Raw genomic sequence first — 23,277 nt, 5'->3', positions numbered from 1 at the left:
GGCGGTTCCTGACTTCCTGCAAGCGATGCGAGCAGGAATAGTAGGGGCGGAGAGCACGTTCCACTTTACTGGTCGGATGCGCGATGGGAGGAGCAGTGCCGAGACAGAGGGAGAGTTCCCGCGACCGCGTCATCATGCACGTGGACATGGACGCGTTCTTCGTGGGCGTGGAGCTGCTGACCCGGCCCGAACTCGTGGGGCGACAGGTCGTCGTCGCCGGATCCGGGCCCAGATCCGTGGTGCTCTCCGCGTCCTACGAGGCGCGGGCCCTGGGCGTCGGATCTGCGATGCCCACGACGAAGGCCCGACAACTGGCCCCTCATGCGGTGTACATCGATCCCTCCCACGGCCAATACCGAAAGTATTCGCAGAAGATCATGGAGATCCTGGGATCGGTGACCGACCAGCTCGAACAAGTCAGCGTGGACGAGGCCTTTCTGGATGTCACCGGAGCAATCCGGCGGTTGGGGCCTCCGGTGGGGATCGCACGGGATATCCGCCGCAGGATCACCGAAGAAACCGGGCTGGTCGCTTCGATCGGCATTTCGAGCAACAAGTTTTTGGCCAAGATGGCCTCGACCGGGTCCAAACCGGATGGACTGTGGCTGGTGCCCGGGTCCATGGCCGAGCAGTTTCTCGCCCCGTTGCCGGTTCGAAAGCTCTGGGGCGTTGGCGAAAAAACGGCGCGGATCCTCCACGACGCCGGGTTCGACACGGTCGGGGCGGTTCAGGAGGCGCCGTATTCCCTGCTCCAGCGCCGCTTGGGCAAAGCTGCGGGCGCCCACTTGTACGAACTGTGCCGGGGCATCGATGAGCGCCCCGTGGTCACTGAGCGGGTCGAGAAGTCCATGGGTGCGGAGCACACCTTCAGCTACGACACCGACGACGTACGCGAGATCAAGTCCGCGTTGCTCCAACTCAGTCACGATGTGGCCAGAAGAATCAGGGCCGCGGAGAGACGTGCCTACGGTGTGGCCATCAAGGTCCGCGACGAAAACTTTCACACCGTGAGTCGGGCACGAGCTCTCGAGCAGGGGGCCACCACGGGACGTGAAGTCTATGAGGCTGCCGCCAGGCTCTTCGATGACCTCGGGCCGCTTCCGTGCAGGATCCGGCTGGTCGGGGTCAGAGCGGAAAGGTTCGATGCCCACGACGCCGGTCGGCAGCTGTCCCTGTGGGACCAAGCGTCGGAGGACACCTTCGTGCACGAAGCAGAGTGGGGGCAGGCCGAATCCACCATGGACCTGATCTGGGCAAAATTCGGGCCCAGCGGTCTTCGTCCGGCGACGCTCTTGGAAGGCACCATTTCCCCTCGCTACGAAAGGAAGCAGGAAAAAGTGGATGGGTCCCGGACCAGTGATGGGCAGGAGAGCGAGGAAGGGCCTTCTCGGCAGTGAAATTGTGCGCCAGAAGCACTATTCTTAATGGACGGATGGAACACGGTGGTCCCAACCGTTTCGACATCCCCCATCCCGGGAAGAGGAGATGACCATGCCACTGTCCGAACACGAGCAGAAGCTTCTCGAGCAGCTGGAGCAACAGCTGAACGCGGAGGATCCCAAGTTCGCTCGATCGATGGATTCCGAAGGCTCGTCGTCGCGCGCTTCGGGTGGAGTGTCCGTGCGTTATCTGGTGCTCGGCATCGTCGTCGCGATCGTTGGCCTGGCCGTTGTCTTGGCCGGGGTAGCCACCAAACTCATCGTCCTGGGGGTCGTCGGATTCCTGTTGATGGGATTCGGCGTCTACATGGCCACGAGCAAGGGATCCTCCCGCAAGGGGAGGGGAGGGGAGAAGAGCCGCGGCGGCCGCCCCACTTCTCCCCAGAACCAATCCACTCTGATGCAGAAACTTGAGAAAAAATGGGAGGAACGCGGGGGCCTGAGCTAAGTCCTCCACATTCCGCCCCACTTTCCTCCACGAGGGCGAAGGGCCGATACCTGGAAACGGTATCGGCCCTTTTTCGTGCCCGAATCGGCCGCAATCCGGGGCGGTTCGAAGCGCCGGCATATTTTCCTCCACCACGCTCCACCCCCGGAAACTCGCGGAATTCTGGGGCTGATCTGCGGAAAGAGGGAACGAATGGGGGCGAAGGTGTTGCGTGTGGAGGGAAGTGGAGTAAAGTGGGGCAAGCAGGGGAGGCAAGGGTGGTTCCTTATCTTCCCTCGCATCCGAAACGGCGGATGCACGGAATGCAACCAGGGGAGGCGGTGGCGAGATGTTCCTCGGAACGTATTCGCCCCGTCTCGATGACAAAGGGCGACTGATCCTCCCCGCCAAATTCCGGGACGAGCTCTCGGAGGGTTTGGTTCTGACCAGGGGGCAGGAAAGGTGCCTGTACGTCTTCAGCGAGGCGGAATTCGAGCGGGTGCACGAACAGATGCGCCAGGCGCCGATTTCGTCGAAGCAGGCCCGGGACTACATTCGCGTGTTCCTCTCCGGCGCTTCGGATGAAGTCCCCGACAAGCAGGGGCGGGTCACCATCCCGCCGTCGCTTCGGGGGTACGCAGGACTTGAGAAAGAGCTCGCCGTGATTGGCGCCGGGACCAGGGCTGAGATTTGGGACGCTCAGGCTTGGGACGAGTACCTGCAGGAGAAGGAATCGGAATTCTCCGCGACCGACGAAGAAGTCATTCCCGGTCTGATGTGACCTCTGGTATGTGGTCTCCAGCCGGCAGTTCGGAATCGTCCTGGCTCAACTTCCCCTGAGCCAGGCCGAATGAGGGCCGAACTTGTTTGGATGGGGATCAGGTATCAGAGCTCTGCATCGCCGTGGGATGTCACGCAGCGAAAGCCAACGACCGGGCGTTGGCCGGACCATGGAACGGAGGCCCTGGGTGCACGCAGAGACCTCAGCCGGTATGCGTCCGGCCCATGAGCGCCATGTGCCGGTTCTGCTCGAGCGCTGCATCGGCCTCCTGGAACCCGCACTGCAGGGATCATCCCCGATCGTCGTCGACGCGACGTTGGGTATGGGTGGGCACACCGAGAATCTCCTGGACAGGTTCCCGCGACTGACCGTGATCGGAATCGATCGTGACCCACAGGCTCATGCGCTTGCCGCCCAGCGTCTGAAGCGCTTCGGCAGTCGGTTCGTGCCGGTCCAGGCCGTCTACGACGAGATCTCGGAAGTCCTGTCCACGCGAGGAATTCCGAGCGTCGACGGGGTCCTCTTCGATCTGGGCGTCTCCTCCTTGCAATTGGACGAGAAGGAGAGGGGTTTCGCGTATTCGTACGACGCGCCCCTGGACATGCGCATGAATGCGAGCGATGCGCTGACCGCTGAAATCATCGTTAACGAATATGACGAAAACGACCTCCGCCGCATCCTGAGGAATTGGGGCGAGGAGAAATTCGCCGGTCGAATCGCCAAAGCTCTGGTTGAGGTTCGCCAAGAACACCGAATTGCCACGACCGGTGAGTTGGTCAGCATCCTCCAGAAAGCCATTCCGGCCGCCGCGCAACGCAATTCGGGGCATCCCGCCAAGCGCACTTTTCAAGCGCTGCGCATTGAAGTTAACGGTGAGCTTGAGACTCTCGAACGAGCCGTCCCCGATGCACTGAATTCTCTCAGTGTTGGCGGCCGTGTCGTAGCCGTGAGCTATCACTCACTTGAGGACAAAATTGTGAAACGAGCCGTGGCGGCGTTGGCCGTATCCAAGGCTCCCAAAGGTTTTCCGGTCGAGTTGGAAGAGCATCAGCCCGAAGTCAAGGTCTTGACACGAGGCGCCGAAGGTCCAACCGACCAAGAAGTTGACAGCAACCCGCGTGCGGCATCCGCGAAACTGCGTGCCGCCGAACGTATCCGTGAATCAAGGACGGCAGCATGAGTGCAGAACCGCAGTACACAGACTCGGAAACCGAGAACGGTGTACCCGCCGCCCTCCATCTGAGCGCGGTCAAGGAGCGTCGCAACCTTCGCGTCGTCGGCGACGCAGAGATCCAGGACGAGCAGCATGAGCTCGCCGAGGCCGCGGAACCCCGCCGTCGCAAGCCACTGGCCGTGCAGCCGGTCGCTCGTCGGCGTCGTCGGCTGTCCATGGTGGTCGCGACCATCCTGGGTGTCTGCGTCACGCTGGGCGTGGTTCTGCTGCTGAACATCTCGATGTCGTCCAATCAGTACGACCTGGTGCAGCTGCGGGACCAGGAGCGCAGCCTCTCCGAGGAGAACCAGAAGATCAGCCAGGAGAACGAGTACCACCAGGCACCGCAGAACCTGGCCATCAGGGCCTCGCAACTCGGCATGGTCTCCGCCTCCGACCAGGCCCAACTGGACCTGAAGAACTCGACCGTCTCCGGGACGCCGACCCCCGCCGAAAAGGCACCGTCGGATCCGGAAGATGCCAAGAAGAACGGCCAGACCAACCTCATCGATCCGCCCAAGGGCAGCGACACGGATGCTGCCAAGGATGCCAAGAAACAGAAGAAGCAGGCCGAAGAGGAACAGAAGAAGCAGCAGGACAAGGACAAGAAGGACTCCGATTCCACGAAGGACGAGGGATCCTCCACCTCCGACCAGCAGGCGAACAACGGTGGAAACCAGGGCGGCAACGGCCAGAACGCGAACCACGGCAACGGCTGACCCACGGGGACACCCGCACCACGGCCGTGGCGGAGCATACAGGCCCACGTAATGCCGTATCGTCCGTGCCAGGCTTTAGACTGATAACTTCCGCCACGACGGCACGTCATGTACCGGACGCGCCGGTCACCGTGAAGTGAGGCGCGAGCCAACCACCCGTTGCGACGTTTCCCCCGGTCGGCAGGCCCGGGGCAGGAAGAGGAGTCAGTGGATTCTACGGAGGATCGGCCGGGCGACCCCAGCCAAGAGGGTCCCCGCGATGGGCGCTACGCCGAAGGGGATCACGATCCCCAGACGGGAGAGGCGCAGGGAATCCTGCGGCGCAGCTTCATCGGCATCTCGGCGTTTTTGGCCATGCTCGCGCTTCTGGTCGGGCGCCTCTTCTATGTCCAGGCCATCGATCCCACGGGCCGCGCGAAGAAAGCCCTCGACGATCGACGCCGCACCCAGAAGATCCCGGCCCTGCGTGGCGAAATCCACGACACCGAGGGCAATGTCCTGGCCCGGTCCATCCAACGCTACAAAATCACCGCCGACCAGACCGCGGTGGCTCCGGTCAAGCGGTTCACCAAGGACAAGAAGCAGGAAGAGCTCAGTGTCCAGGACGTCGTCTACAAATTGGCCGACATCCTCAAGAAGTCCGACAACGAGGTCAAGGAAAGCCTCGACGGGGACAGCAAGTACGCCGTCGTCGCCGAAGAGGTGACGCCTGATGTCTACAACGCGATCATGGACATCGGCGCGGACTACATTTACGGTGAGCCGGTATCAAAGCGCAGTTATCCCGACGGATCCATCGGTGGATCCGTGGTGGGCTTCCTGAATTCCGATGGCGCCGCGGGTGGCATAGAACTCCAATTCGACAAGGACCTCACGGGCAAGGACGGCGAACGAGTCTACGAAATCAGCGCGGACGGCATCCGCATTCCGGTGGGCGAGGACATCAACCAGCCCGCCGAAGACGGCAAGACCGTTCGGCTGACCATCAATCGGGACATCCAGTACTTCGCACAGCAGCAGGTCAAGGCCCGAGCCGACGAACTGAAGGCGGAATGGGGGACCGCGGTCGTTATGCGGATCAAGGACGCCTCGATCCTCGCCCTGGCCGATTCGTCGATGATCGACCCCAATAATTACGAGGACGCCGACTCCGGCGACTTCGCCGCGAGAGCGGTCAGCGCAGCGACGGAGCCGGGCTCGACCGAGAAGATCCTCACGACGTCGGCCGTCCTCGAGGAAGGCCTGTCCACGCCGACCTCAGGATTCGACGTTCCGGCCGAGCTGCACATCGACGGGCAGACGTTCACCGATGCCTTCGACCACGGCGCCGAGAAGAGAACTCTGACCGGTATTATTGCGGACTCGATGAACACGGGAACCGTGCTCGCGGGCAAGCAACTGGACAAGGACCAGCGACACGACTGGCTCAAGAAGTTCGGTGTGGGTTCCCTCACCGGTATCGAGCTGCCGGGCGAGAGCCGCGGTATTCTGGCCCCCGCCAAGGAATGGGACGAACGCCAGCAGTACACGGTCCTCTTCGGGCAGGGCGTGTCCCAGACTCCACTGCAGACCATGATGGCCTACCAGGCCGTCGCCAACGACGGAGTCCAGCTCAAGCCCCGAATCATCGATGCGGTGGTCGACAAGGACGGCAAGGAAGACAAGCATCCCGTCTCCGAGGGCAAGAGGATCATCTCCAAGAAGACCTCCCAGCAGGTCAAGGACATCATGGAGACGGTCGTCACCGAAGGCGGAGCCAAGGAGGCCGCGGTCGAGGGGTGGCGCGTCGGCGGCAAGACCGGTACCGCCGAGGCCCCGGCGGACAAGGGCGGCGGCTATGACGGGTATACGACGTCGTTCATCGGCGTCGCCCCCATCGACGACCCGCAGTACCTGGTCGGTATCGTGCTCCAACGACCCCAGGGCGAGGTGACCGCCATTGGGTGCACCACGGTGTTCTCCAAGATCATGGAGAAGGTCCTGCAGTACTACAAGGTTCCGCACTCGACCTCGAAGCCCGTCGAGATACCGAAGTTCACGGACGGCGACCATGAATAGAACGCGATACTAAGCTATTGCTCGGGGGAGCGCCCGGCGCAACCCCCACGAATCACACACAACCCGCACGGAAGAGAAGGATCGCACCCCATGCCCCTTGAGGATGAGCCAACGGAGAGTGGTTCCGGTATCGGAAGTACCGGTCTGGAGGGGACCGCACAGAGCTTGCGTCCGCAGTCCGTTGTCCCTCGGAGCCTGCGAGAGCTGACCGACGCGATCGGCGCTCAGGGTCACACAGTTCGGACTGAGGGAACCCTTGGGGTGACCGCGACCGGTATCAGCATGGACTCCCGCGAAGTGCAGCCGGGCGACCTGTACGTGGCCCTTCCGGGGGCGAACGCGCACGGAGCCGACTTCGTCGAGGGCGCGACACACCGGGGCGCGGTCGCCGTGCTGACGGATGAGGCCGGGCTGTCGACCGTCCGGGCGCTGGGGCTTCAGCTCCCGGTCCTCGTCGTCGATCGGGTCCGCGACGTCGTCGGGCCCCTGGCTGCCCTGATGTACGCGAGCCAGCCGTCCTCGCCCGAGGTCCAGCGCCTGTTCGCCGTGACCGGCACCAACGGCAAGACGACCACCACGTACATGATCAACGCGATCATGGCGGCTCTCGGGCACACCACCGGTCTCATCGGGACCATCGAAATCCTCGCCGGGGGCCGAGCGATCCCCAGCCAGCTGACCACCCCCGAGTCCACACACGTCCATTCGCTCGTGTCTGTCATGAGGGAACACGGGATCACGTCCGCCTCGATGGAGGTCTCTTCCCACGCGCTGGACTACAAGCGGGTGGACGGGCTCGTGTACGACGTCGCCGGATTCACCAACCTGACCCAGGACCATCTCGATCTCCACGGCACCATGGACGCCTACGCTTCTTCGAAGGCCCAGCTGTTCACACCGTCCCACTCCCGCCGCAATGTCATTACGGTCGACGACGCCTGGGGGCGTGCCATGGCCGACAGGGCCCGGAGCGCCCAGGGAGAAGAAGCCGTGGTCACCCTCTGGACCGACTACGGGCGAGGAGGCGAACAACCTGCCGACCAGGAGCCCGCCGACTGGGCGCTCACGGCTGTCCGACCGCACGGCATTGGTCACGACTTCGTGCTCACACATCGCGACGGGCGGGAACTTCGGGCAACGACCGGTCTGCCGGCCGACTTCAACGTCTCCAATGCCGCCCTCGCGGTGGCCATGATCGCAGAGTCGGGGGTCGACGACCGCGCCCTCCGCGACGTGCTGTCCCACCCGGAATCCCTGACGCCCCTGGTCCCGGGACGGATGCAGGTCATTTCCCAGGAGCCGGTGGCGATTGTCGATTTCGCCCACAACGCCGATGCGCTCGAGCGAGCACTGGGCGCGGTGGATCCTGGCAGCGACAGTTCGGGCAAGGTCATTATTGTCTTCGGGGCCACGGGGCAGCGCGACCAGACCAAGCGCCCCATGATGGGTGCGGTCGCTGCCCGCAACGCGGACGTGGTGATCGTGACCGACGACGACCCCCACAACGAGGCACCGGGCCCCATTCGCGACGCGGTGGCGGCCGGCGCGCGAGAGGCCGTCGAAGCCGGTGCCCGGGCCGGAACGGTTGAGAACGTAGCCCCCAGGGCGAGAGCCATCGAGCGCGCCGTGGAACTGGCCGGACCCGAGGACTCGATCCTCGTCGCGGGACGCGGTCATGAAGTCAGTCAGGACATCGCCGGGGTGGACAACGCTCTCGACGATCGTGAGGAATTGCGGAGTGCGCTTCGCACGTGGCAGGCGCGGCGACACGCCGCAGGAGGAAACCGATGATCGAACTGTCAGCACGAGAAATCGCCGAGGCCGTCCGGGGCACCCTGGTCGGGCTCGAAGAGGGTGCAGAGGATTCGGTGCGGTGCACCTCCGCCACCACCGACTCGCGCGAGGTCGTCGAAGGAACCCTGTTCATCGCCAAGCCGGGAGAGACCACGGACGGCCACCGGTTCATCGGCACCGCGCGGGAGGCCGGTTCCCCGCTCGCCCTCGCCGAACGGGAGATTCGCGACGACGAAGGCCGGGTCCTTCCCAGCGTGATCGTTCCGGAGGTGGTCGAGGCCATGGGCCGACTCGCCCACGAGATCGTCCGGCGTCTCAAGTCCGAGGGCGAAGTGACGGTGCTCGGTATCACCGGGTCGGCGGGCAAGACGACCACGAAGGACCTGCTCCGGGGCATCTTCAGCGAACACGGTCCCACCGTGGCACCCGTCGGCTCCTACAACGGCGAGGTCGGCGTTCCGTTGACCGTTTTCCGCGCAGACTGGGACACCCAGTATCTCGTGATTGAGATGGGGGCCAACCACGTCGGGAACATCCGATACCTCTGCGACATCGTGAACCCCGATTTCGGGGCCATTCTCAAAGTCGGTACCGCCCACGCGGGCGAATTCGGCGGCGTCGAGAACATCGCGATCACCAAGTCGGAGTTGGCCGACGGCGTCGTGCCGACCGGCGGCGTCGCGCTCAATCTCGACGATCCCAGGGTTGCTGCCATGGAGAACAAGGCCACGGCCGAGGTGACCTGGTTCGGGGTCGAAGGACGCCACGTCCGGGACATCGAGGCGCCCGTGGTCCGCGCCTCGGAGCTGAGGACCGACCACAGCGGCTGTCCCCAGTTCAGACTCACGTTCCCCGAGGGGGACTCGTACGAGGTCGCGTCCAAACTCATCGGCGAACACCACGTGTACAACCTCTTGGCGGCCGCGACCCTTGCGCACGCCGCGGGGATTCCGACGGCGGACATCGCCCGAGCCCTCAGCGAGCTGGGGGCGGCCAGCCGGTACCGCATGGAACGCACCGACCGGCCCGACGGCGTGACCGTGATCAACGACGCCTACAATGCGAATCCCGAGTCGATGGCCGCGGCACTCCGGACGTTGGCCCAGATGGGGCGCGATGCCGAACCGCCACGGCGCACCTGGGCTGTGCTCGGCGCCATGCTCGAACTGGGCGACGCCTCGCGCGAGGAACACGATAAACTCGGGCGGGACGTCGTTCGCCTGAACATCCCCAAACTGATCGCCATCGGCCAGGAAGCGGCGCCGATCTTCAACGCCGCCCATCTGGAGGGATCCTGGGGAGAAGAAGCCGTGTGGGTCGAGACGACCGAGCAAGCATTCGACATTCTCCGACGCGACCTGCGAGGAGGCGACATTGCCCTCTTCAAGTCCTCCAGAGATGCCGGCTTGCTCCACTTGGGGGATAGAGTTGCTCAGGACCGAACCGACGACCCGACCGAACCCGAAACACGGTAGAAAGGCACAAAGTACCGCATGATCTCCATTCTGCTGGCGGCGGCCTTTGGCCTGATCCTCTCGCTCGTCGGAACGCCGCTGTTCACCAAATTGTTGGTCAGGCAGCAGTACGGCCAATTCATTCGTGAGGACGGCCCCACGAGCCACCAGACGAAGCGCGGCACGCCGACTATGGGCGGCGTCGTCATCATTGTCGCGACCCTCCTGGCGTTCTTCCTCTCCTTGGCCATCAACGGCCTCGTGTTCGGGGGAAACCCCGTTCCGTCGGTGTCCGCCCTGCTTCTGTTGTTCCTGATGATCGGCATGGCCGGCGTCGGGTTCATCGACGACTTCAAGAAGATCGCTCGGAAGCAGTCCCTCGGCCTGACGCCCAAGGGGAAAATCGTGCTGCAGGGGACGGTGGGGATCATCTTCGGTGTCCTCGCCCTGACGATTCCCAACGAGAACGGATGGACGCCGGCCTCGACCCACATTTCCTTCACGAGGGACATCCCTTGGCTGGATCTCTCCTTCGGCCTCCCGATCCTGGGCATCATTCTGTTCGTGGTGTGGGCAAACCTCATCTCGACGGCGACCACCAACGCCGTGAACCTCACCGACGGGCTCGACGGCCTCGCCACGGGCGCATCGATCCTGGTCTTCTCCGGGTATCTCATGATCTCGATGTGGCAGGCCAATCACCTGTGCGAATCCGTCTCACCCGGTGCCGTCTGTTACGAGGTGCGCGATCCCGCCCAGCTGTCCGTGGTCGCCGCGGCGCTCGTGGGCGCGCTGATCGGCTTCCTCTGGTGGAACACGTCTCCCGCGACGATCTTCATGGGCGACACGGGATCCCTGGGACTCGGCGGGGCCCTTGCGGCGTTCGCCATGCTGACCCGGACCGAGATCCTCCTGGTCCTGTTGGCCGGTCTTTTCGTGATGATCTCGGCATCCGTGATCATCCAGGTCGGATACTTCAAGATCTCGGGAGGAAAGCGCGTGTTCAAGATGGCACCGCTGCAGCACCACTTCGAGCTCAAGGGCTGGAAGGAAGTCACCGTGGTGGTTCGCTTCTGGATCATTGCCGGCCTCTTCGTCGCCCTTGCCCTGGGGGTCTTCTACGGTGACTGGCTCATCAGTCATGGAGGTGTGACGCTCTGATGCGATCAACCCAAGAGAACCCGGACGTCGGCAACCCTCGCCTCGAGTCCCTGACGACCTGGGACTCCGACTGGGCCGGCCTGCGAGTCGTGGTCGCCGGGATCGGGGTGTCAGGTTTCGCGGCCGCGGATACGCTGATCGAACTCGGTGCGCGTGTCGTCGTCGTCGACGGCAAGGACACCGAGGAGAACCGCTACAAGCGCCAGACCCTCGAGATCGTCGGCGCGGCGGACGTCACGCTCGGCGACGGCGCGATGGACGCATTGCCCGACGTCGAGGGGCAGCGTCCGGACCTCGTCGTGACTTCACCGGGCCTGCGCCCGAGCCTCGGAATCCTGGCCCAGGCCGCGCGCGAAGGCATCCAAATCTGGGGTGAGGTCGAGTTGGCCTGGAGGCTGCGCCGACGCGAAGGCAGGAAGACCGCCGAATGGGTGTGCGTGACGGGGACCAACGGCAAGACGACGACAGTCGGAATGACGGAATCCATACTGCAGGCGGCCGGGCTTAAGGCCATCGCCGTCGGCAATGTCGGCACGCCCATCCTGGACGCGCTTCGTGACCCGGTCGAGTACGAGGTCTTCGCCGTGGAGCTGTCGAGCTACCAATTGCACTGGTCCTCATCGCTCGAACCCTTGGCCTCCGTGGTCCTCAACATTGCGGAGGACCACATCGATTGGCACGGCAGCTACGAGAACTACCAGGCGGACAAAGCCAGGATCTACGAGAACACCAAAGTCGCCTGCGTCTACAACGCCTCCGCACCCCTCACCGAGAAGATGGTCGAGGACGCGGACGTGCAGGAGGGGTGCCGGGCGGTGTCCTTCACGACCGACACGCCGTACTTGTCCCAGCTCGGGGTCGTGGACGGTCTGCTGGTCGACCGAGCCTTCGTGGAGGAACGGCGGAGTTCCGCCGCCGAGCTCGCCTCGATCCAGGACACGGGCGAATTGCCGACCAGACACACCGTGGAGAACGCTCTGGCCGCGGCGGCGCTCGCCCGTGCGGCCGGCGTGGAGGCCGTCGCCGTGCGCGACGGCCTGCGTTCGTACGAACCCGGGGCACACCGGATTCAGCCTGTCGCCACCACGCACGGCGTTCTCTGGGTCAATGATTCCAAGGCCACGAACCCTCACGCCGCGGACGCTTCGCTTGCGTCCTTCTCACCGGTGATCTGGATCGCCGGAGGCCTGTCGAAGGGCGTCGCCTATGACGAACTCGTCGAGAAGCACGCGGACCGCCTCAAAGGCGTCGTGCTGATCGGCACCGATACGGATTCACTGCTCCGAGCGCTGGACCGCCATGCGCCGGACGTTCCGGTGCTCCGTGCCGCCGAGGGAATCTCGGCACCCGTCGAGGACGGCCGGGCCGTCATGGCCCAGGCCGTGCGTCTCGGACACGAGCTGTCCGAACCCGGTGACACGGTGCTCATGGCTCCCGCGGCGGCGTCGATGGACCAGTTCACGACCTACGCCGAACGCGGCAACGCTTTCATCGAATCGGTGACCGAGCTCGTAGAAAGCATCCAGGACCACGACCCCGACGAAGGCGACCGCTCCTCATGAGTACCGCAGCCCCGGAACAACCGCGGAACCGCCGCAAGGACACCCTGTGGACCCGACTCGCCGAGGGCTACCGGCACGTGACCAGGCCCCTCTACCGCTGGGTGGCCACGGGGTCGATGACGAGCGCGTCGGTGGGTATCGCGGTCTCCTCGATCGGTCTGACGATCCTCGGGTGCATGATGGTGCTCTCGGCGTCGTCGGTCGAACAGCTCAGCCACGGTCAGTCCCCGTACGGCCTGTTCCTGAGGCAGGGTCTCTTCGCCCTGACAGGCATCGTCGCGATGTTCGTGGCCAGCCGGATCAGGATCTCCGTCTGGAAGAACCGGAAGCTGACGTATTGGCTGATGGGTATCTCGCTGTTCATGCTTCTGCTGGTGCTTTCCCCCTTGGGCAAGGAGGTCAACGGAAACAGGAACTGGCTGGGCCTCGGACCGCTGAGCTTCCAGCCTTCGGAGATCGCCAAGTTCTCCCTGCTTCTCTGGGTCGTCTGGTCACTGGCCAAGTCCACGCGCGTCGCCACCAGTGCCCGAGAAGCACTGCTGCCCTCGTGCCTTGGTTTTCTCGGTGTCTGCGGGCTGGTGATCGTCGGTGGTGACGCCGGTACGTGCATCGTCTTCGCTCTGATCTACGCCAGTGCCCTGTGGTTCGCCCGCGCTCCGCGCAAGATTTTCACCCGGTCTCTGCTGATCGGTGCGGCGCTGATGGTCCTGATCGTCGTCGCTCGCCCGCACCGCCTGTCCCGCGTCATCACCTGGCTGTTCCCCTCGACCTGCACGCAGGGGCAGGAGTGCTACCAGGCCAACTCGGGCATGGCGGCGCTGGCCACGGGCTCCTGGTGGGGAGAAGGCCTGGGACAGTCCCGGCAGAAGTACAGCTACCTGCCCGAGGCGCACAACGACTACATCATCGCGATCCTCGGTGAGGAGCTCGGATTCATCGGTACCTGCGTGGTGATCGCTCTGTTCACCGTCCTGGCGCTCTGCCTGGCACGCATCATCCTCCGGTCGAGCGACCGCTTCGTCCGGTTGGCCGCCGCGGGACTCATGGCGTGGTTCGTCGGCGAGACCTTCGTCAATATCGGCATGGTCACCGGGTTGCTTCCCGTCATCGGCATTCCGTTGCCGTTCATCTCGTACGGAGGTACATCATTGATGATGTCCTTATTCGCCTCCGGGTTCGCGATGTCGTTGACCAAGACGCCCACGCACCCGGCTATGAGCCTCACATCCCTCGACCCCGACGACGCACACGTAAACTAGGGACCGCTCGCAGGGCCCCGATGCAGGGGAGGACTGACAGACCATTCGACCATTGGGAGAGACGAGACCATGACCAAGCCACTGTCCGTAGTCGTTGCGGGAGGCGGAACCGCGGGGCACATCTCTCCGATGCTCGCCATCGCCAATGCCGTCAGGGAGATGGAGCCCGAATCCCGCATCGTCGCGGTCGGGACGGCGTCGGGTATGGAAACCCGTCTGGTTCCGGAGGCAGGGTATGACCTCGAATTCGTCGATCGAGTGCCCATGCCGCGGAAGCCCACGGTGGATCTGCTCAAACTTCCGGTCAGACTGCGTCGCGCCGTGAACCAAGGTCGCGAGATTCTGCGACGCAATGACGCCGACGTCGTGGTCGGCGTCGGCGGGTACGTGTGCACGCCCATGTATCTGGCGGCCGCCCAGGAGAAAATCCCAGTCGTGATCCACGAGGCCAATCAGCGTCCAGGTCTGGCCAACAAGGTCGGTGCGCGTCGGGCGGCGGTCGTGGCCACGGCCTTCGAAGGGACCCCGATTCCTCACGGTCAACACGTGGGCATGCCGATGCGTCCGCAGATCTCCGGTTGCGACCGGGCCGCCGAGCGCGCGGGTGCCCGGCAGCTCCTCTCGCTCCAGGAGGATGTGCCGACCATCATCGTCACCGGCGGATCGCTGGGCGCCCAGAACATGAACCGAACGATCTCCGACGTCGTCGAGCGGCCCGAGTGGCAAGAGTCCGGCGTCCAGATGCTTCACATCACCGGTCGGGGGAAACAGCTTCTCGGTGCGGACGGGGCGCCCCTCGAGACCCCGGGGTACCATCAGGTCGAATACATCGACGGCATGGAGAACGTCTATGCCGCCTGCGACCTCTTGGTGGCCCGTTCCGGAGCCGCGACCGTCAGCGAGGTCGCCGCAGTCGGATGCCCGGCCGTTTTCGTGCCGCTGCCGATCGGCAACGGCGAACAATCACTCAACGCCAAGGACCTGGTCGATTCCGGGGCCGGCCTCATGGTCGAGGACAAGAAATTCACGGCCGACTGGTTCGTCGACAACGTGCTGCCCACGGTGACCGACCAGGAGCGTTTGGACCGAATGTCCTCGAACGGTTACCGTCACGGTATTCGGGATGCTGCACAGCACATGGCACGATTGATCGCACAATCGGCGCGACACGAAGGGAGCGCCTGAGCATGGGCTCATCGCACAGATCGGGGGAGCAGCCAGGATTGCTGCCCGACTCCATGAACCCTCCGTTTCCTGAACGCATCCGCACCGAGGACCTCGGACGGGTGCACTTCATCGGGATGGGTGGGACCGGAATGTCCGCCGTGGCGGACCTGCTGGTCTCCCGCGGCCTCGACGTCAGCGGATCCGACATGAAACACAACGCGGCGCTGGACGTCCTCGAGGGAAAGGGCGCTCGCGTCTTCGTGCCGCAGGACGCCGCCAACATCGAGGGTGCCCAGACCGTGGTCGTCTCCACCGCGATCAAGGAGTCGAACCCGGAGCTCGCCGCGGCGCGGTCCGCGGGCCTCCGCGTGATCCACCGCTCGGATGCTCTGGCCTCGGCGATGGCGGATTCGAAGACGATCGCCGTTGCCGGCACCCATGGAAAAACGACCACGAGTTCCATGATTGCTGTGATGCTGGACGGGCTGGGTGCCCGTCCGTCATTCGCCGTGGGTTCGACGGTCGCTGCTCTCGGTACGAATGCCGCGCTGGGTGCCACAGGACCCGAAAGCTGGTTCGTCGCCGAGGCGGATGAATCCGACGGTTCTTTCGTCAAATACAATCCCTCGGTCGCCGTGGTCACCAATGTGGAACCCGACCACCTGGACTTCTACGGAAGCCCCGAGGCCGTGACCGCTGCATTCGATCGGTTCGTACAGACCATGACCGATGACGGAGTCTTGGTCGCGTGCGAGGACGACGCCGGCTCCCGGGCGCTCACCGAAGTCCAGCGGGCCGAGAACCGCCCCGTGGTTACCTACGGGACAGCCGAGGGCGCCGACGTCCGCATCACGGACATCAGCGGCGAAGGCACCCGAAGCACAGCCAGGGTGGACTGGGACTTCCGGACGGGCAGCACGGCCCTGGCCGGGACGTGCGATCTGGAGCTATCGGTCCCGGGCCAGCACAATCTGAGGAACGCCGCGGCGGCTCTGTGCTGCGCGCTCATCGGGGGGTTCGACGCGGCCGACGCGGCGAGGGCTCTGACAGCGTTCACCGGATCGGCACGCCGGTTCGAGTTCAAGGGCGAACGCCGGGGGGTCCGGGTCTACGACGACTACGCGCACCACCCCACGGAGGTCGCCGCTGCCCTCGAAGCCGCCCGGACGGCGTCGGGCGGACACAACGTGTACGCGGTCTTCCAGCCACATCTGTTCTCCCGCACTCGGGAATTTGCCGCCGAATTCGCCGAAGCCCTGTCCCTTGCCGACCGGGCGTACGTGGTCGATATCTTCCCCGCGCGTGAGGAGCCGATCGAGGGCGTGACAAGTCGGCTCATCACCGAGTCCGGTCACACAGAGGTCAGGTACGCGTCCAGCTCGGGCGAAGCAGCGGGCCGCGTGGCCTCTGCGGCCTCCGAGGGAGACATCGTGATGACGATCGGAGCCGGTGACGTGACCACGTTCGGGGACAAGATCCTCGACGAACTCTCCGAGGGCGGGCCGGCCACGGCCCGGGACGAATCGTGAGTCCGGCACGCAGGCCGCGCCTGCCCCGCAGCAACCAGGGCAAGAACGATACCGGGACGAAGCCGGCCGCGGACACACCGGCCTCTTCAGAGACCGGAGAACCAGCGACGGTTCGTGTCAACGATCCGTCGAAGGTCCGTGTGGTGCCGGTCGAGGATTCGAGTCGGGCCGAGCCGGACACCGCAGAGACCACGCCTGACGCCTCGACGAAGAACGCGGCATCGCGGGCAGAGGGCGGTGAGGGAACTCGGACTGATAGGTCATCCCATCCTGACCCCGAAGAAAACGTTGCCGGTGACAAGGCGGATCAGGACAACATTGTCGCGTTCCCGGGACGCCGCGCCGTTCGTGGCCGCACAGCCGGGACGAGCAGTGCGGCGTCATCATCCTCGGGCGGGGATTCCCATGAGAAGCCTCGGCGCAGCAGACGACGGAAAGTCCTGGTGAGCCTGGGCGTTTTCGTGGTGGCCGCAGTCCTCTTCCTCGGCATCGTGTTCTTCTCGCCATTGCTCGCGACACAGAAGGTCACGATCGAGGGCGCCAACCTGACGGACAAGGCGTCCCTCCAGAAGTCCCTGGACTCCCTCAAAGGCAAGCCCCTGACGCGTGTCACGACGAAGGACGTGGAGAGCAAGGTCGGCGACGACATCGCCGTGCAAAACGTGAGCATTGAGGCGCACCCGCCGCACGAACTCGTGGTGACGATCCACGAGCGCGCCCCCGTCGCGGTCGTCAAGTCCGGGGACCAGTACATTCTGGTCGACAAGGACGGCGTCGCCATCGGGTCGAAGAAGTCGGTCGAGGAGGCCGGTGTGCCGTTGCTCGACGGCGGCCCGGACGCGGTCAAGAGCGACGCTTTCGAGTCCGCGGTGCAGGCCCTGCAGACGTTGCCGCGCTCCCTGCTCAACCAGCTCAACAAGGTCGACGCCGAATCATCCAACAACATTCAGCTCGACATGAAGGACGGGTCGAAGGTCAAGTGGGGCACCGGTGAAGACAGCGACTACAAGGCCGAGGTCCTGAACAGCCTGGTGCAAGGCCTCAAGGACAGTGGTGGTGCGTCGGTCTACGACGTCTCGAGCCCAGACCGACCGGTCACCAAATAGTTCCTGAACCGAGAATTGAATGTACCAGTGAAGGTTTAACTTTCTGAGTCACAACACAATATTTGCCGGAAATTCTTAGACTTCGATGGGCAAATCGGTGCGACACGGCAACAGGTGGTTGGTACTGTAGACCTGGTATAGGAACAAGCTGGGCGCAGGTGCCGAGCATTGAATCTCAACCTTCAAGTGATGGTTCAAGCTACGGAATCATGTGTTTCGGCTTCACACGCTAAGACGAGGATCCCCATGGACGTAACAACTCCCCAGAATTACCTCGCCGTCATCAAGGTCGTCGGCATCGGCGGCGGCGGCGTCAATGCGGTCAACCGCATGATCGAGGTCGGTCTTCGCGGTGTCGAATTCATCGCGATCAACACCGACGCCCAGGCACTGTTGATGTCGGATGCCGACGTCAAGCTCGACGTCGGGCGCGAAATGACCCGCGGACTCGGCGCAGGCGCGAATCCGGAGGTCGGCCGTCAGGCCGCCGAGGATCACGACGAAGAGATCGAGGAGGTCCTCAAGGGGGCCGACATGGTCTTCGTGACGGCCGGCGAGGGCGGCGGAACCGGTACGGGCGGCGCGCCCGTTGTCGCCCGCATCGCACGGTCGCTCGGTGCCCTGACGATCGGCGTCGTGACCCGTCCGTTCACTTTCGAGGGTCGTCGTCGGTCCAACCAGGCCGAGACCGGCATCGAAGCACTGCGCGACGAGGTCGACACGCTCATCGTGATTCCCAATGATCGGCTCCTGTCCATTTCCGACCGCAACGTGTCGATGCTGGACGCCTTCAAGTCGGCAGACCAGGTCCTGCTCTCCGGCGTCCAGGGCATCACGGATCTCATCACGACTCCCGGTCTGATCAACCTCGACTTCGCGGACGTCAAGTCCGTGATGCAGGGGGCCGGGTCCGCTCTGATGGGAATCGGCTCCGCTCAGGGCGAGGACCGGGCCGTCAAGGCGGCCGAGCTGGCGATAGCTTCTCCGTTGCTCGAGGCCTCGATCGACGGCGCACACGGTGTGCTTTTGTCGATCCAGGGCGGATCGGATCTCGGCCTGTTCGAGATCAACGAGGCCGCTCGCCTGGTGCAGGAAGTCGCCCACCCGGATGCCAACATCATCTTCGGCGCCGTGATCGATGATGCCCTGGGCGACGAAGCCCGTGTCACCGTCATTGCTGCGGGCTTCGACTCGCTCAACCCCGAGACGAACAGCAACGAAAACAACGCGGCGGCGAACCAGGCCCAGAAGACCCAGCAGACCTACGGCGGCGGTGCATCGCAGCCCGCCAAGGTCGCCGAGAACCCCCAGCGCGGCAGCGGCTCCTACTCGAGCGGCTCCTTCGGTGGCCGGTCGGGGTCCCAGTGGCAGGACGACTCGGACGTTCCGGCCAATGCCGGCTTCGATCTGGACCTGCCCCCGGTCGTGGGCAATGACGGAGAGAGCTCCTCGTCGTCCAAGAAGTCCGGCAAGGATTCCCTGGACGTCCCCGACTTCCTGAAGTAACCCATAACGAGACGCGTGTGAAGCCGACGGGGCGGGACGAGACGATCGTCCCGCCCCGTTCTTTCTGTCCCGGACAGAAGCCGGCCCACAGCCGAGGAGAAACCATGACCGACAATCCATCCTCCGTCGACACGGCGGCTCCGCGTCCGGGCCCGGAAGCCCTTCGCCACCGCGTGGACCTGCCCCAGGGGGTATCCATCGGTTTCACCGGGCTGGGAGCCGGCAATCTCGGTCTGCATGTGCAGGGGACGTCCGACCCGCAGGAGAATCGCCGCCTCCTCGAACAGGCCATGGGAGTTCGGCGCGGGACGCTGCTTTTCCTCGAGCAGGTCCACGGAACGCGGGTGGCCGACGCCGATGCAGCGCCCGTGGTGCCCGCAGGGCTGAGTCCGCACGAGGAACGCGAATTCGCTCCCGTTGCCGATGCCGCTGTCACGGCCACGGGCCGACCTCTTGCGATCATGACGGCCGATTGCCTGCCGGTGGTTCTGGCCACCGAACGTGAGGATCTGTTCGCCGTGGCCCATGCGGGCCGCAAGGGCTTGCTGGACGGGGTCCTGCCGAACGTCGTCGATGCCCTCAGGTCACACGATGCTCGGGAGATCCGCGCATGGATTGGACCCGCGATCTGTGGCGACTGCTACGAGGTTCCGGAAGAGATGGTCACCGCGTCGAGTCGTACGCATGCGGGCATCGCCTCGACCACGCGCTGGAACACGCCCGGACTCGATCTGCCTCGGGCGGCCCGTATCCAGCTCCATGACCTGGGGGTCGAGGTCGAATCGGGGGAGCACCATGAGTGCACGTACGAGACGGAGGATCTCTACTCGCACCGACGTGCCCCGGGGCAAGGACGAATTGCGGGCCTCGTGTGGCGGTCGGAGGTCTCGGCGCGGTAGGCCGCTTCTCGGCCGTGGCCCCCTGTCTGCCAAGGAAGGAAAACACACCGTGAGTGAATTGACGTACGCCCCCGAGCGGGCGGAGGAGCTCGCCGAAGCGCACGCCCGCATCCGGGCCGAGATCGACGAATGGGCAGCAGAGACGCCCCGGGATCGCCGCCCGGCATCTGGCGTGGAACTGATGACCGTGACGAAATTCTTCCCGGCCTCGGATGTCGCGGCCCTCTACGACGCCGGCGTGCGCGTCTTCGGAGAGAACCGCGACCAGGAGGCCTCCGCCAAGGCGGCCGCGTTGGCCGACTATGCGGCGGGGGACCCACCCGCGTGGAACTACATTGGTCAGTTGCAGTCCAACAAGGCCAAGTCCGTGGTCAAGTACGCGACGGCGGTCCACTCGGTCGATCGATCCTCACTCGCGACCGCGTTGGGCAAGGCCTACCGGTCTGCCGTGGCTCGGTACGAGTCCGAGGAAGGGCCCGAGCCGGCCTCCGCGGCCAACGGCGGACTCGAATGCCTGATCCAAGTCGGTCTTGACGACACCGGAGCCACGCCGGGAGAAGCCGCCCGAGGCGCCCGCGGCGGGGCCGACCCCGACGACGTCTGGCGAATCGCGGACCACATTGCCGAGGCCGATGGGCTCCGGGTCGGTGGACTGATGGCTGTGGCCCCGCTCGGAGCGGACCCGGCGCAGGCATTCGAAAAACTGTGGAACCTCAGTGTGCAATTGCGGCGTCGTCATCCCGAGGCCTGGAAGATTTCGGCGGGGATGAGCGCCGATATGCGAGAGGCGATACGATGGGGGTCGACCAGTGTCCGCGTGGGCAGCGCGATCATGGGTCGACGTCCCAGCAACACCTGAGTATTCCCTGGATCAGGCGTGTTGCCGACTGCAATTGCCCAAGTCGGTGGGAATAATGGAGCCATTGGCGGGTAGCGCCCGTCTCAACGAACAATTCTCGAGGAGTTCACATGGCCGGAACACTGCGCCAGGCGATGGTCTTTCTTGGCCTCGCCGACGACGGGTACGAGGCCCAGCCCGCGTCGCAACAACCCGCGTCCCAACAGCGCCGGGCCGAGCCCGAAACTGCGGCACAGCCTTATGCCCAGTACGAGGAACGAGCGCCGCGCGAGACCGACGCCGGGGCAGCCGCGACCGCAGTCGCGCCGCGACCCGAGGCCGAGGCCGAACCGCGTCGCTCGGAACCCGTCAGAACCGAGGACCGGAGAAATGGTGCGAGCCGACCCGCTGCTGAGCGGGAGGTCCGCGAGGCGGCCCCGTCCGTTCGGTCCTCCGAAGGCTCCGCGGCTCCTGCTCGTCGAGACACCGAACCAGCCAGGGACGAGGTGCGCGATGACTATCGCGCTCCCGTGACCCCGATCAACCGTGCCGCGGCACAGACCGAAAGCGACAACGAATTGCGACGTATCACCACCATTCACCCTCGCTCCTACAACGATGCGAAGGTGATCGGAGAATCTTTCCGGAACAACATCCCCGTGATCATGAACGTCACGGACATGGATGTGGCCGAGGCCAAGCGATTGGTCGACTTCTCGTCCGGCCTGACATTCGCGCTGAACGGAAGCATCGAGAGGGTCACGGAGCAGGTCTTCCTGCTCACCCCCGCGAATCTCGAGGTCCTCGCTTCGGAAGATGTTTCGTCGTCGGCTCCGGATACGGACGACTCGCTCTTCAACCAGAGCTAAGGCCGATAGTTATCGATCCGTCCGGCGTGAGAAAGGTGCAACCAGGTGATCTCGGCTCTGGCCATCATTGATTTCGTCCTCTACTTGGCGTTCCTGGTGCTGATGTTCAGGCTGATCCTGGACTGGGTGCAGACCTTCGCGCGTTTCTGGCGTCCGAAGGGTGTCGCCCTGGTGTTCGCCTCATCGGTCTACACCGTCACCGATCCTCCGATGAGGCTTATGCGCAAGTGGATCCCGCCGCTGCGCATTGGGACCGTTTCCCTGGACATGGGGTTCCTGGTCCTGTTGATCGCGTTGAGCATCGTACGTGCCATCGTTGGATCGTCCCTGGGCTCCATGGTCATGTAAACGGTTGCCGGGCCGCGTGCCTGGGCCGGACGCCGAATTCGGCGCTCAGCGTATACCCAGAAAATTCTCATAGCCTCGCGTGTGAATCATTAAGATGTGATGCAGGAACGAGCCACGCGTCATTGGCCCTGGGCTCGTAGGACACAGACTTGCGGGAATCTTCTACCGATGATGGTTGCCCGCGCAGACCTATGGTGCGACTGCCGCCGCATCGACGAAACAAGAGGTGTTTATTCATGGCATTGACTCCGGAACAGGTCATCAACAAGACCTTCCAACCCACGAAATTCCGCGAGGGGTACGACCAGGAAGAGGTCGATCTCTTCCTGGACGAGGTCGTCGACGAACTGCGCCGCCTCAACAAGGAGAACGAGGAGCTTCGTGGAAAGCTCGAGGAATCGGGTGTTGACCCCGCGGCCGGTGGAGCCTCCGCCGAGGGTGCCAGCAGCGCCTCGAGCTCGCAGGGCACTGATTCGGCCGGCGCCCAGGGCGCCGACGCCGCCTCCGTGGCAGCCTTGAACGTCGAGTCGGACTCGAGCTCCGACGTCGAACCGGAGAACCTCGATTCGGAAATCCACCCCAGCAACGAGCAGGTCCCGGCCGCTGCCGAGAAGGACGAGTCGGCATCGACCGATTCCTCGGTTTCGGGTGCGAACTCCGCTTCCTCGGCCGGCGTCCAGACCTCCGATGCCACCGGGCAGAACGCAGTCCAAGGACAGTCGACCGAGTCCGCCGCCTCCGCCGCCGCCGTCATCGCGATGGCCCAGCGACTGCACGACGACTACGTGTCGCAGGGCGAGTCCGAGAAGGCACGCCTCATCGAAGAAGGCCAGACCACGGCCAACTCCATGCTGAGCGAGGCCGAGGCCAAGCGCTCCGAGATTCTGGCCTCCCTCGAGGAGTCCAAGACCAACCTGGAGACCGACGTCGAGACCCTGCGCAGTTTCGAGACCAAGTACCGTCGCGATCTGAAGGCCTACTTGGAAGGCAAGCTCTCGGATCTGGAACAGTCGCCCCGCGTGGAGCCGACCGAGGCCCGCTGAGCCGACAGTCCGCACAGCGCGTGACCAGCATTGACGGGGCCAGCAGAGTTTCTCTGCTGGCCCCGTTGCCGGATCGGGCACCATGATCCCTTCGAGAGCAGCGTC

20 protein-coding genes are annotated in these 23,277 nt (G+C 64.4%); all 20 read left to right on the top strand.

Annotation, left to right across the window (positions count from 1 at the left end):
* Nucleotides 1-95: 95 nt before the first annotated feature.
* The 20 genes from dinB to EWU68_RS06540 all read left to right on the top strand — a co-directional run bounded on the left by dinB (nt 96) and on the right by EWU68_RS06540 (nt 23,172).
* Nucleotides 96-1,397: a DNA polymerase IV gene (gene dinB / locus EWU68_RS06635; protein WP_238692360.1), complete on the top strand. Its 1,302-nt coding sequence runs from the start codon at nt 96-98 to the stop codon at nt 1,395-1,397.
* Nucleotides 1,398-1,491: 94 nt separating this feature from the next.
* Nucleotides 1,492-1,887, top strand: a complete 396-nt coding sequence (locus EWU68_RS06630; protein WP_129315339.1) for a DUF3040 domain-containing protein — start codon at nt 1,492-1,494, stop codon at nt 1,885-1,887.
* Nucleotides 1,888-2,215: 328 nt separating this feature from the next.
* Nucleotides 2,216-2,647 carry a division/cell wall cluster transcriptional repressor MraZ gene (mraZ, locus tag EWU68_RS06625; RefSeq protein WP_129315338.1) on the top strand — a complete coding sequence of 144 codons (432 nt, stop codon included), beginning with the start codon at nt 2,216-2,218 and terminating at the stop codon, nt 2,645-2,647.
* A 169-nt stretch (nt 2,648-2,816) separates the two neighbouring features.
* Nucleotides 2,817-3,827 carry a 16S rRNA (cytosine(1402)-N(4))-methyltransferase RsmH gene (gene rsmH, locus EWU68_RS06620; RefSeq protein ID WP_238692366.1) on the top strand — a complete coding sequence of 337 codons (1,011 nt, stop codon included), beginning with the start codon at nt 2,817-2,819 and terminating at the stop codon, nt 3,825-3,827.
* Entirely contained in the window at nt 3,824-4,579 is a 756-nt protein-coding gene (ftsL, locus tag EWU68_RS06615; protein WP_129315337.1) for a cell division protein FtsL, read from the top strand. The genes rsmH and ftsL overlap by 4 nt, the downstream gene beginning before the upstream one ends.
* Nucleotides 4,580-4,786: 207 nt before the next feature.
* Nucleotides 4,787-6,637 (top strand): peptidoglycan D,D-transpeptidase FtsI family protein, encoded by a 1,851-nt coding sequence (locus EWU68_RS06610; RefSeq protein WP_238692359.1) that lies wholly within the window; start codon nt 4,787-4,789, stop codon nt 6,635-6,637.
* Between the two features lie 90 nt (nt 6,638-6,727).
* On the top strand, nt 6,728-8,428 hold the full coding sequence (locus tag EWU68_RS06605; protein ID WP_129315336.1) for a UDP-N-acetylmuramoyl-L-alanyl-D-glutamate--2,6-diaminopimelate ligase: 1,701 nt from the start codon (nt 6,728-6,730) through the stop codon (nt 8,426-8,428).
* Complete coding sequence (locus EWU68_RS06600; RefSeq protein ID WP_129315335.1) at nt 8,425-9,906, top strand: UDP-N-acetylmuramoyl-tripeptide--D-alanyl-D-alanine ligase; 1,482 nt, start codon at nt 8,425-8,427, stop codon at nt 9,904-9,906. The genes EWU68_RS06605 and EWU68_RS06600 overlap by 4 nt, the downstream gene beginning before the upstream one ends.
* 18 nt (nt 9,907-9,924) lie before the next feature.
* Nucleotides 9,925-11,046 (top strand): phospho-N-acetylmuramoyl-pentapeptide-transferase, encoded by a 1,122-nt coding sequence (mraY, locus tag EWU68_RS06595; RefSeq protein ID WP_129315334.1) that lies wholly within the window; start codon nt 9,925-9,927, stop codon nt 11,044-11,046.
* Nucleotides 11,046-12,608 carry a UDP-N-acetylmuramoyl-L-alanine--D-glutamate ligase gene (gene murD / locus EWU68_RS06590; RefSeq protein WP_129315333.1) on the top strand — a complete coding sequence of 521 codons (1,563 nt, stop codon included), beginning with the start codon at nt 11,046-11,048 and terminating at the stop codon, nt 12,606-12,608. The genes mraY and murD overlap by 1 nt, the downstream gene beginning before the upstream one ends.
* Nucleotides 12,605-13,867 (top strand): putative lipid II flippase FtsW, encoded by a 1,263-nt coding sequence (gene ftsW / locus EWU68_RS06585; RefSeq protein ID WP_129315332.1) that lies wholly within the window; start codon nt 12,605-12,607, stop codon nt 13,865-13,867. Before murD ends, ftsW begins: the two co-directional genes overlap by 4 nt.
* Before the next feature lie 69 nt (nt 13,868-13,936).
* Nucleotides 13,937-15,052 carry an undecaprenyldiphospho-muramoylpentapeptide beta-N-acetylglucosaminyltransferase gene (gene murG / locus EWU68_RS06580; protein WP_129315331.1) on the top strand — a complete coding sequence of 372 codons (1,116 nt, stop codon included), beginning with the start codon at nt 13,937-13,939 and terminating at the stop codon, nt 15,050-15,052.
* Between the two features lie 53 nt (nt 15,053-15,105).
* On the top strand, nt 15,106-16,563 hold the full coding sequence (murC, locus tag EWU68_RS06575; RefSeq protein WP_129315330.1) for a UDP-N-acetylmuramate--L-alanine ligase: 1,458 nt from the start codon (nt 15,106-15,108) through the stop codon (nt 16,561-16,563).
* Nucleotides 16,560-17,669: a cell division protein FtsQ/DivIB gene (locus EWU68_RS06570; RefSeq protein WP_129315329.1), complete on the top strand. Its 1,110-nt coding sequence runs from the start codon at nt 16,560-16,562 to the stop codon at nt 17,667-17,669. Before murC ends, EWU68_RS06570 begins: the two co-directional genes overlap by 4 nt.
* A 246-nt stretch (nt 17,670-17,915) precedes the next feature.
* Entirely contained in the window at nt 17,916-19,175 is a 1,260-nt protein-coding gene (ftsZ, locus tag EWU68_RS06565) for a cell division protein FtsZ (RefSeq protein WP_129315328.1), read from the top strand.
* A 104-nt stretch (nt 19,176-19,279) separates the two neighbouring features.
* Nucleotides 19,280-20,074, top strand: a complete 795-nt coding sequence (locus EWU68_RS06560) for a purine nucleoside phosphorylase YfiH/LACC1 family protein (RefSeq protein WP_129315327.1) — start codon at nt 19,280-19,282, stop codon at nt 20,072-20,074.
* Nucleotides 20,075-20,123: 49 nt separating this feature from the next.
* Nucleotides 20,124-20,933 (top strand): YggS family pyridoxal phosphate-dependent enzyme, encoded by an 810-nt coding sequence (locus EWU68_RS06555; RefSeq protein ID WP_238692358.1) that lies wholly within the window; start codon nt 20,124-20,126, stop codon nt 20,931-20,933.
* Between the two features lie 110 nt (nt 20,934-21,043).
* Entirely contained in the window at nt 21,044-21,781 is a 738-nt protein-coding gene (locus tag EWU68_RS13475) for a cell division protein SepF (RefSeq protein WP_129315325.1), read from the top strand.
* A gap of 45 nt (nt 21,782-21,826) precedes the next feature.
* The gene (locus EWU68_RS06545; RefSeq protein ID WP_129315324.1) at nt 21,827-22,129 is read left to right on the top strand and encodes a YggT family protein; all 303 of its coding nucleotides are present in this window, start codon (nt 21,827-21,829) and stop codon (nt 22,127-22,129) included.
* A 236-nt stretch (nt 22,130-22,365) separates the two neighbouring features.
* The gene (locus EWU68_RS06540) at nt 22,366-23,172 is read left to right on the top strand and encodes a DivIVA domain-containing protein (protein WP_129315323.1); all 807 of its coding nucleotides are present in this window, start codon (nt 22,366-22,368) and stop codon (nt 23,170-23,172) included.
* The last annotated feature ends 105 nt before the right edge of the window (nt 23,173-23,277 follow it).

The organism is Rothia koreensis, assembly GCF_004136575.1.
Taxonomy (GTDB): domain Bacteria; phylum Actinomycetota; class Actinomycetes; order Actinomycetales; family Micrococcaceae; genus Rothia; species Rothia koreensis.
Note: the sequence above shows the minus strand (reverse complement) of the source record. Positions and strands in the feature narration are given on the sequence as shown.

Bases quoted from the DNA above. Each gene is read 5' to 3' on its own strand.
- EWU68_RS06560 (WP_129315327.1), top strand. From the start codon at position 19,280: ATGACCGACAATCCATCCTCCGTCGACACGGCGGCTCCGCGTCCGGGC.
- murG (WP_129315331.1), top strand. From the start codon at position 13,937: ATGACCAAGCCACTGTCCGTAGTCGTTGCGGGAGGCGGAACCGCGGGG.
- EWU68_RS06630 (WP_129315339.1), top strand. From the start codon at position 1,492: ATGCCACTGTCCGAACACGAGCAGAAGCTTCTCGAGCAGCTGGAGCAA.
- murD (WP_129315333.1), top strand. From the start codon at position 11,046: ATGCGATCAACCCAAGAGAACCCGGACGTCGGCAACCCTCGCCTCGAG.
- mraZ (WP_129315338.1), top strand. From the start codon at position 2,216: ATGTTCCTCGGAACGTATTCGCCCCGTCTCGATGACAAAGGGCGACTG.
- EWU68_RS06600 (WP_129315335.1), top strand. From the start codon at position 8,425: ATGATCGAACTGTCAGCACGAGAAATCGCCGAGGCCGTCCGGGGCACC.
- ftsZ (WP_129315328.1), top strand. From the start codon at position 17,916: ATGGACGTAACAACTCCCCAGAATTACCTCGCCGTCATCAAGGTCGTC.
- murC (WP_129315330.1), top strand. From the start codon at position 15,106: ATGAACCCTCCGTTTCCTGAACGCATCCGCACCGAGGACCTCGGACGG.
- mraY (WP_129315334.1), top strand. From the start codon at position 9,925: ATGATCTCCATTCTGCTGGCGGCGGCCTTTGGCCTGATCCTCTCGCTC.
- ftsL (WP_129315337.1), top strand. From the start codon at position 3,824: ATGAGTGCAGAACCGCAGTACACAGACTCGGAAACCGAGAACGGTGTA.
- EWU68_RS06605 (WP_129315336.1), top strand. From the start codon at position 6,728: ATGCCCCTTGAGGATGAGCCAACGGAGAGTGGTTCCGGTATCGGAAGT.
- rsmH (WP_238692366.1), top strand. From the start codon at position 2,817: ATGGAACGGAGGCCCTGGGTGCACGCAGAGACCTCAGCCGGTATGCGT.
- EWU68_RS06540 (WP_129315323.1), top strand. From the start codon at position 22,366: ATGGCATTGACTCCGGAACAGGTCATCAACAAGACCTTCCAACCCACG.
- EWU68_RS13475 (WP_129315325.1), top strand. From the start codon at position 21,044: ATGGCCGGAACACTGCGCCAGGCGATGGTCTTTCTTGGCCTCGCCGAC.
- ftsW (WP_129315332.1), top strand. From the start codon at position 12,605: ATGAGTACCGCAGCCCCGGAACAACCGCGGAACCGCCGCAAGGACACC.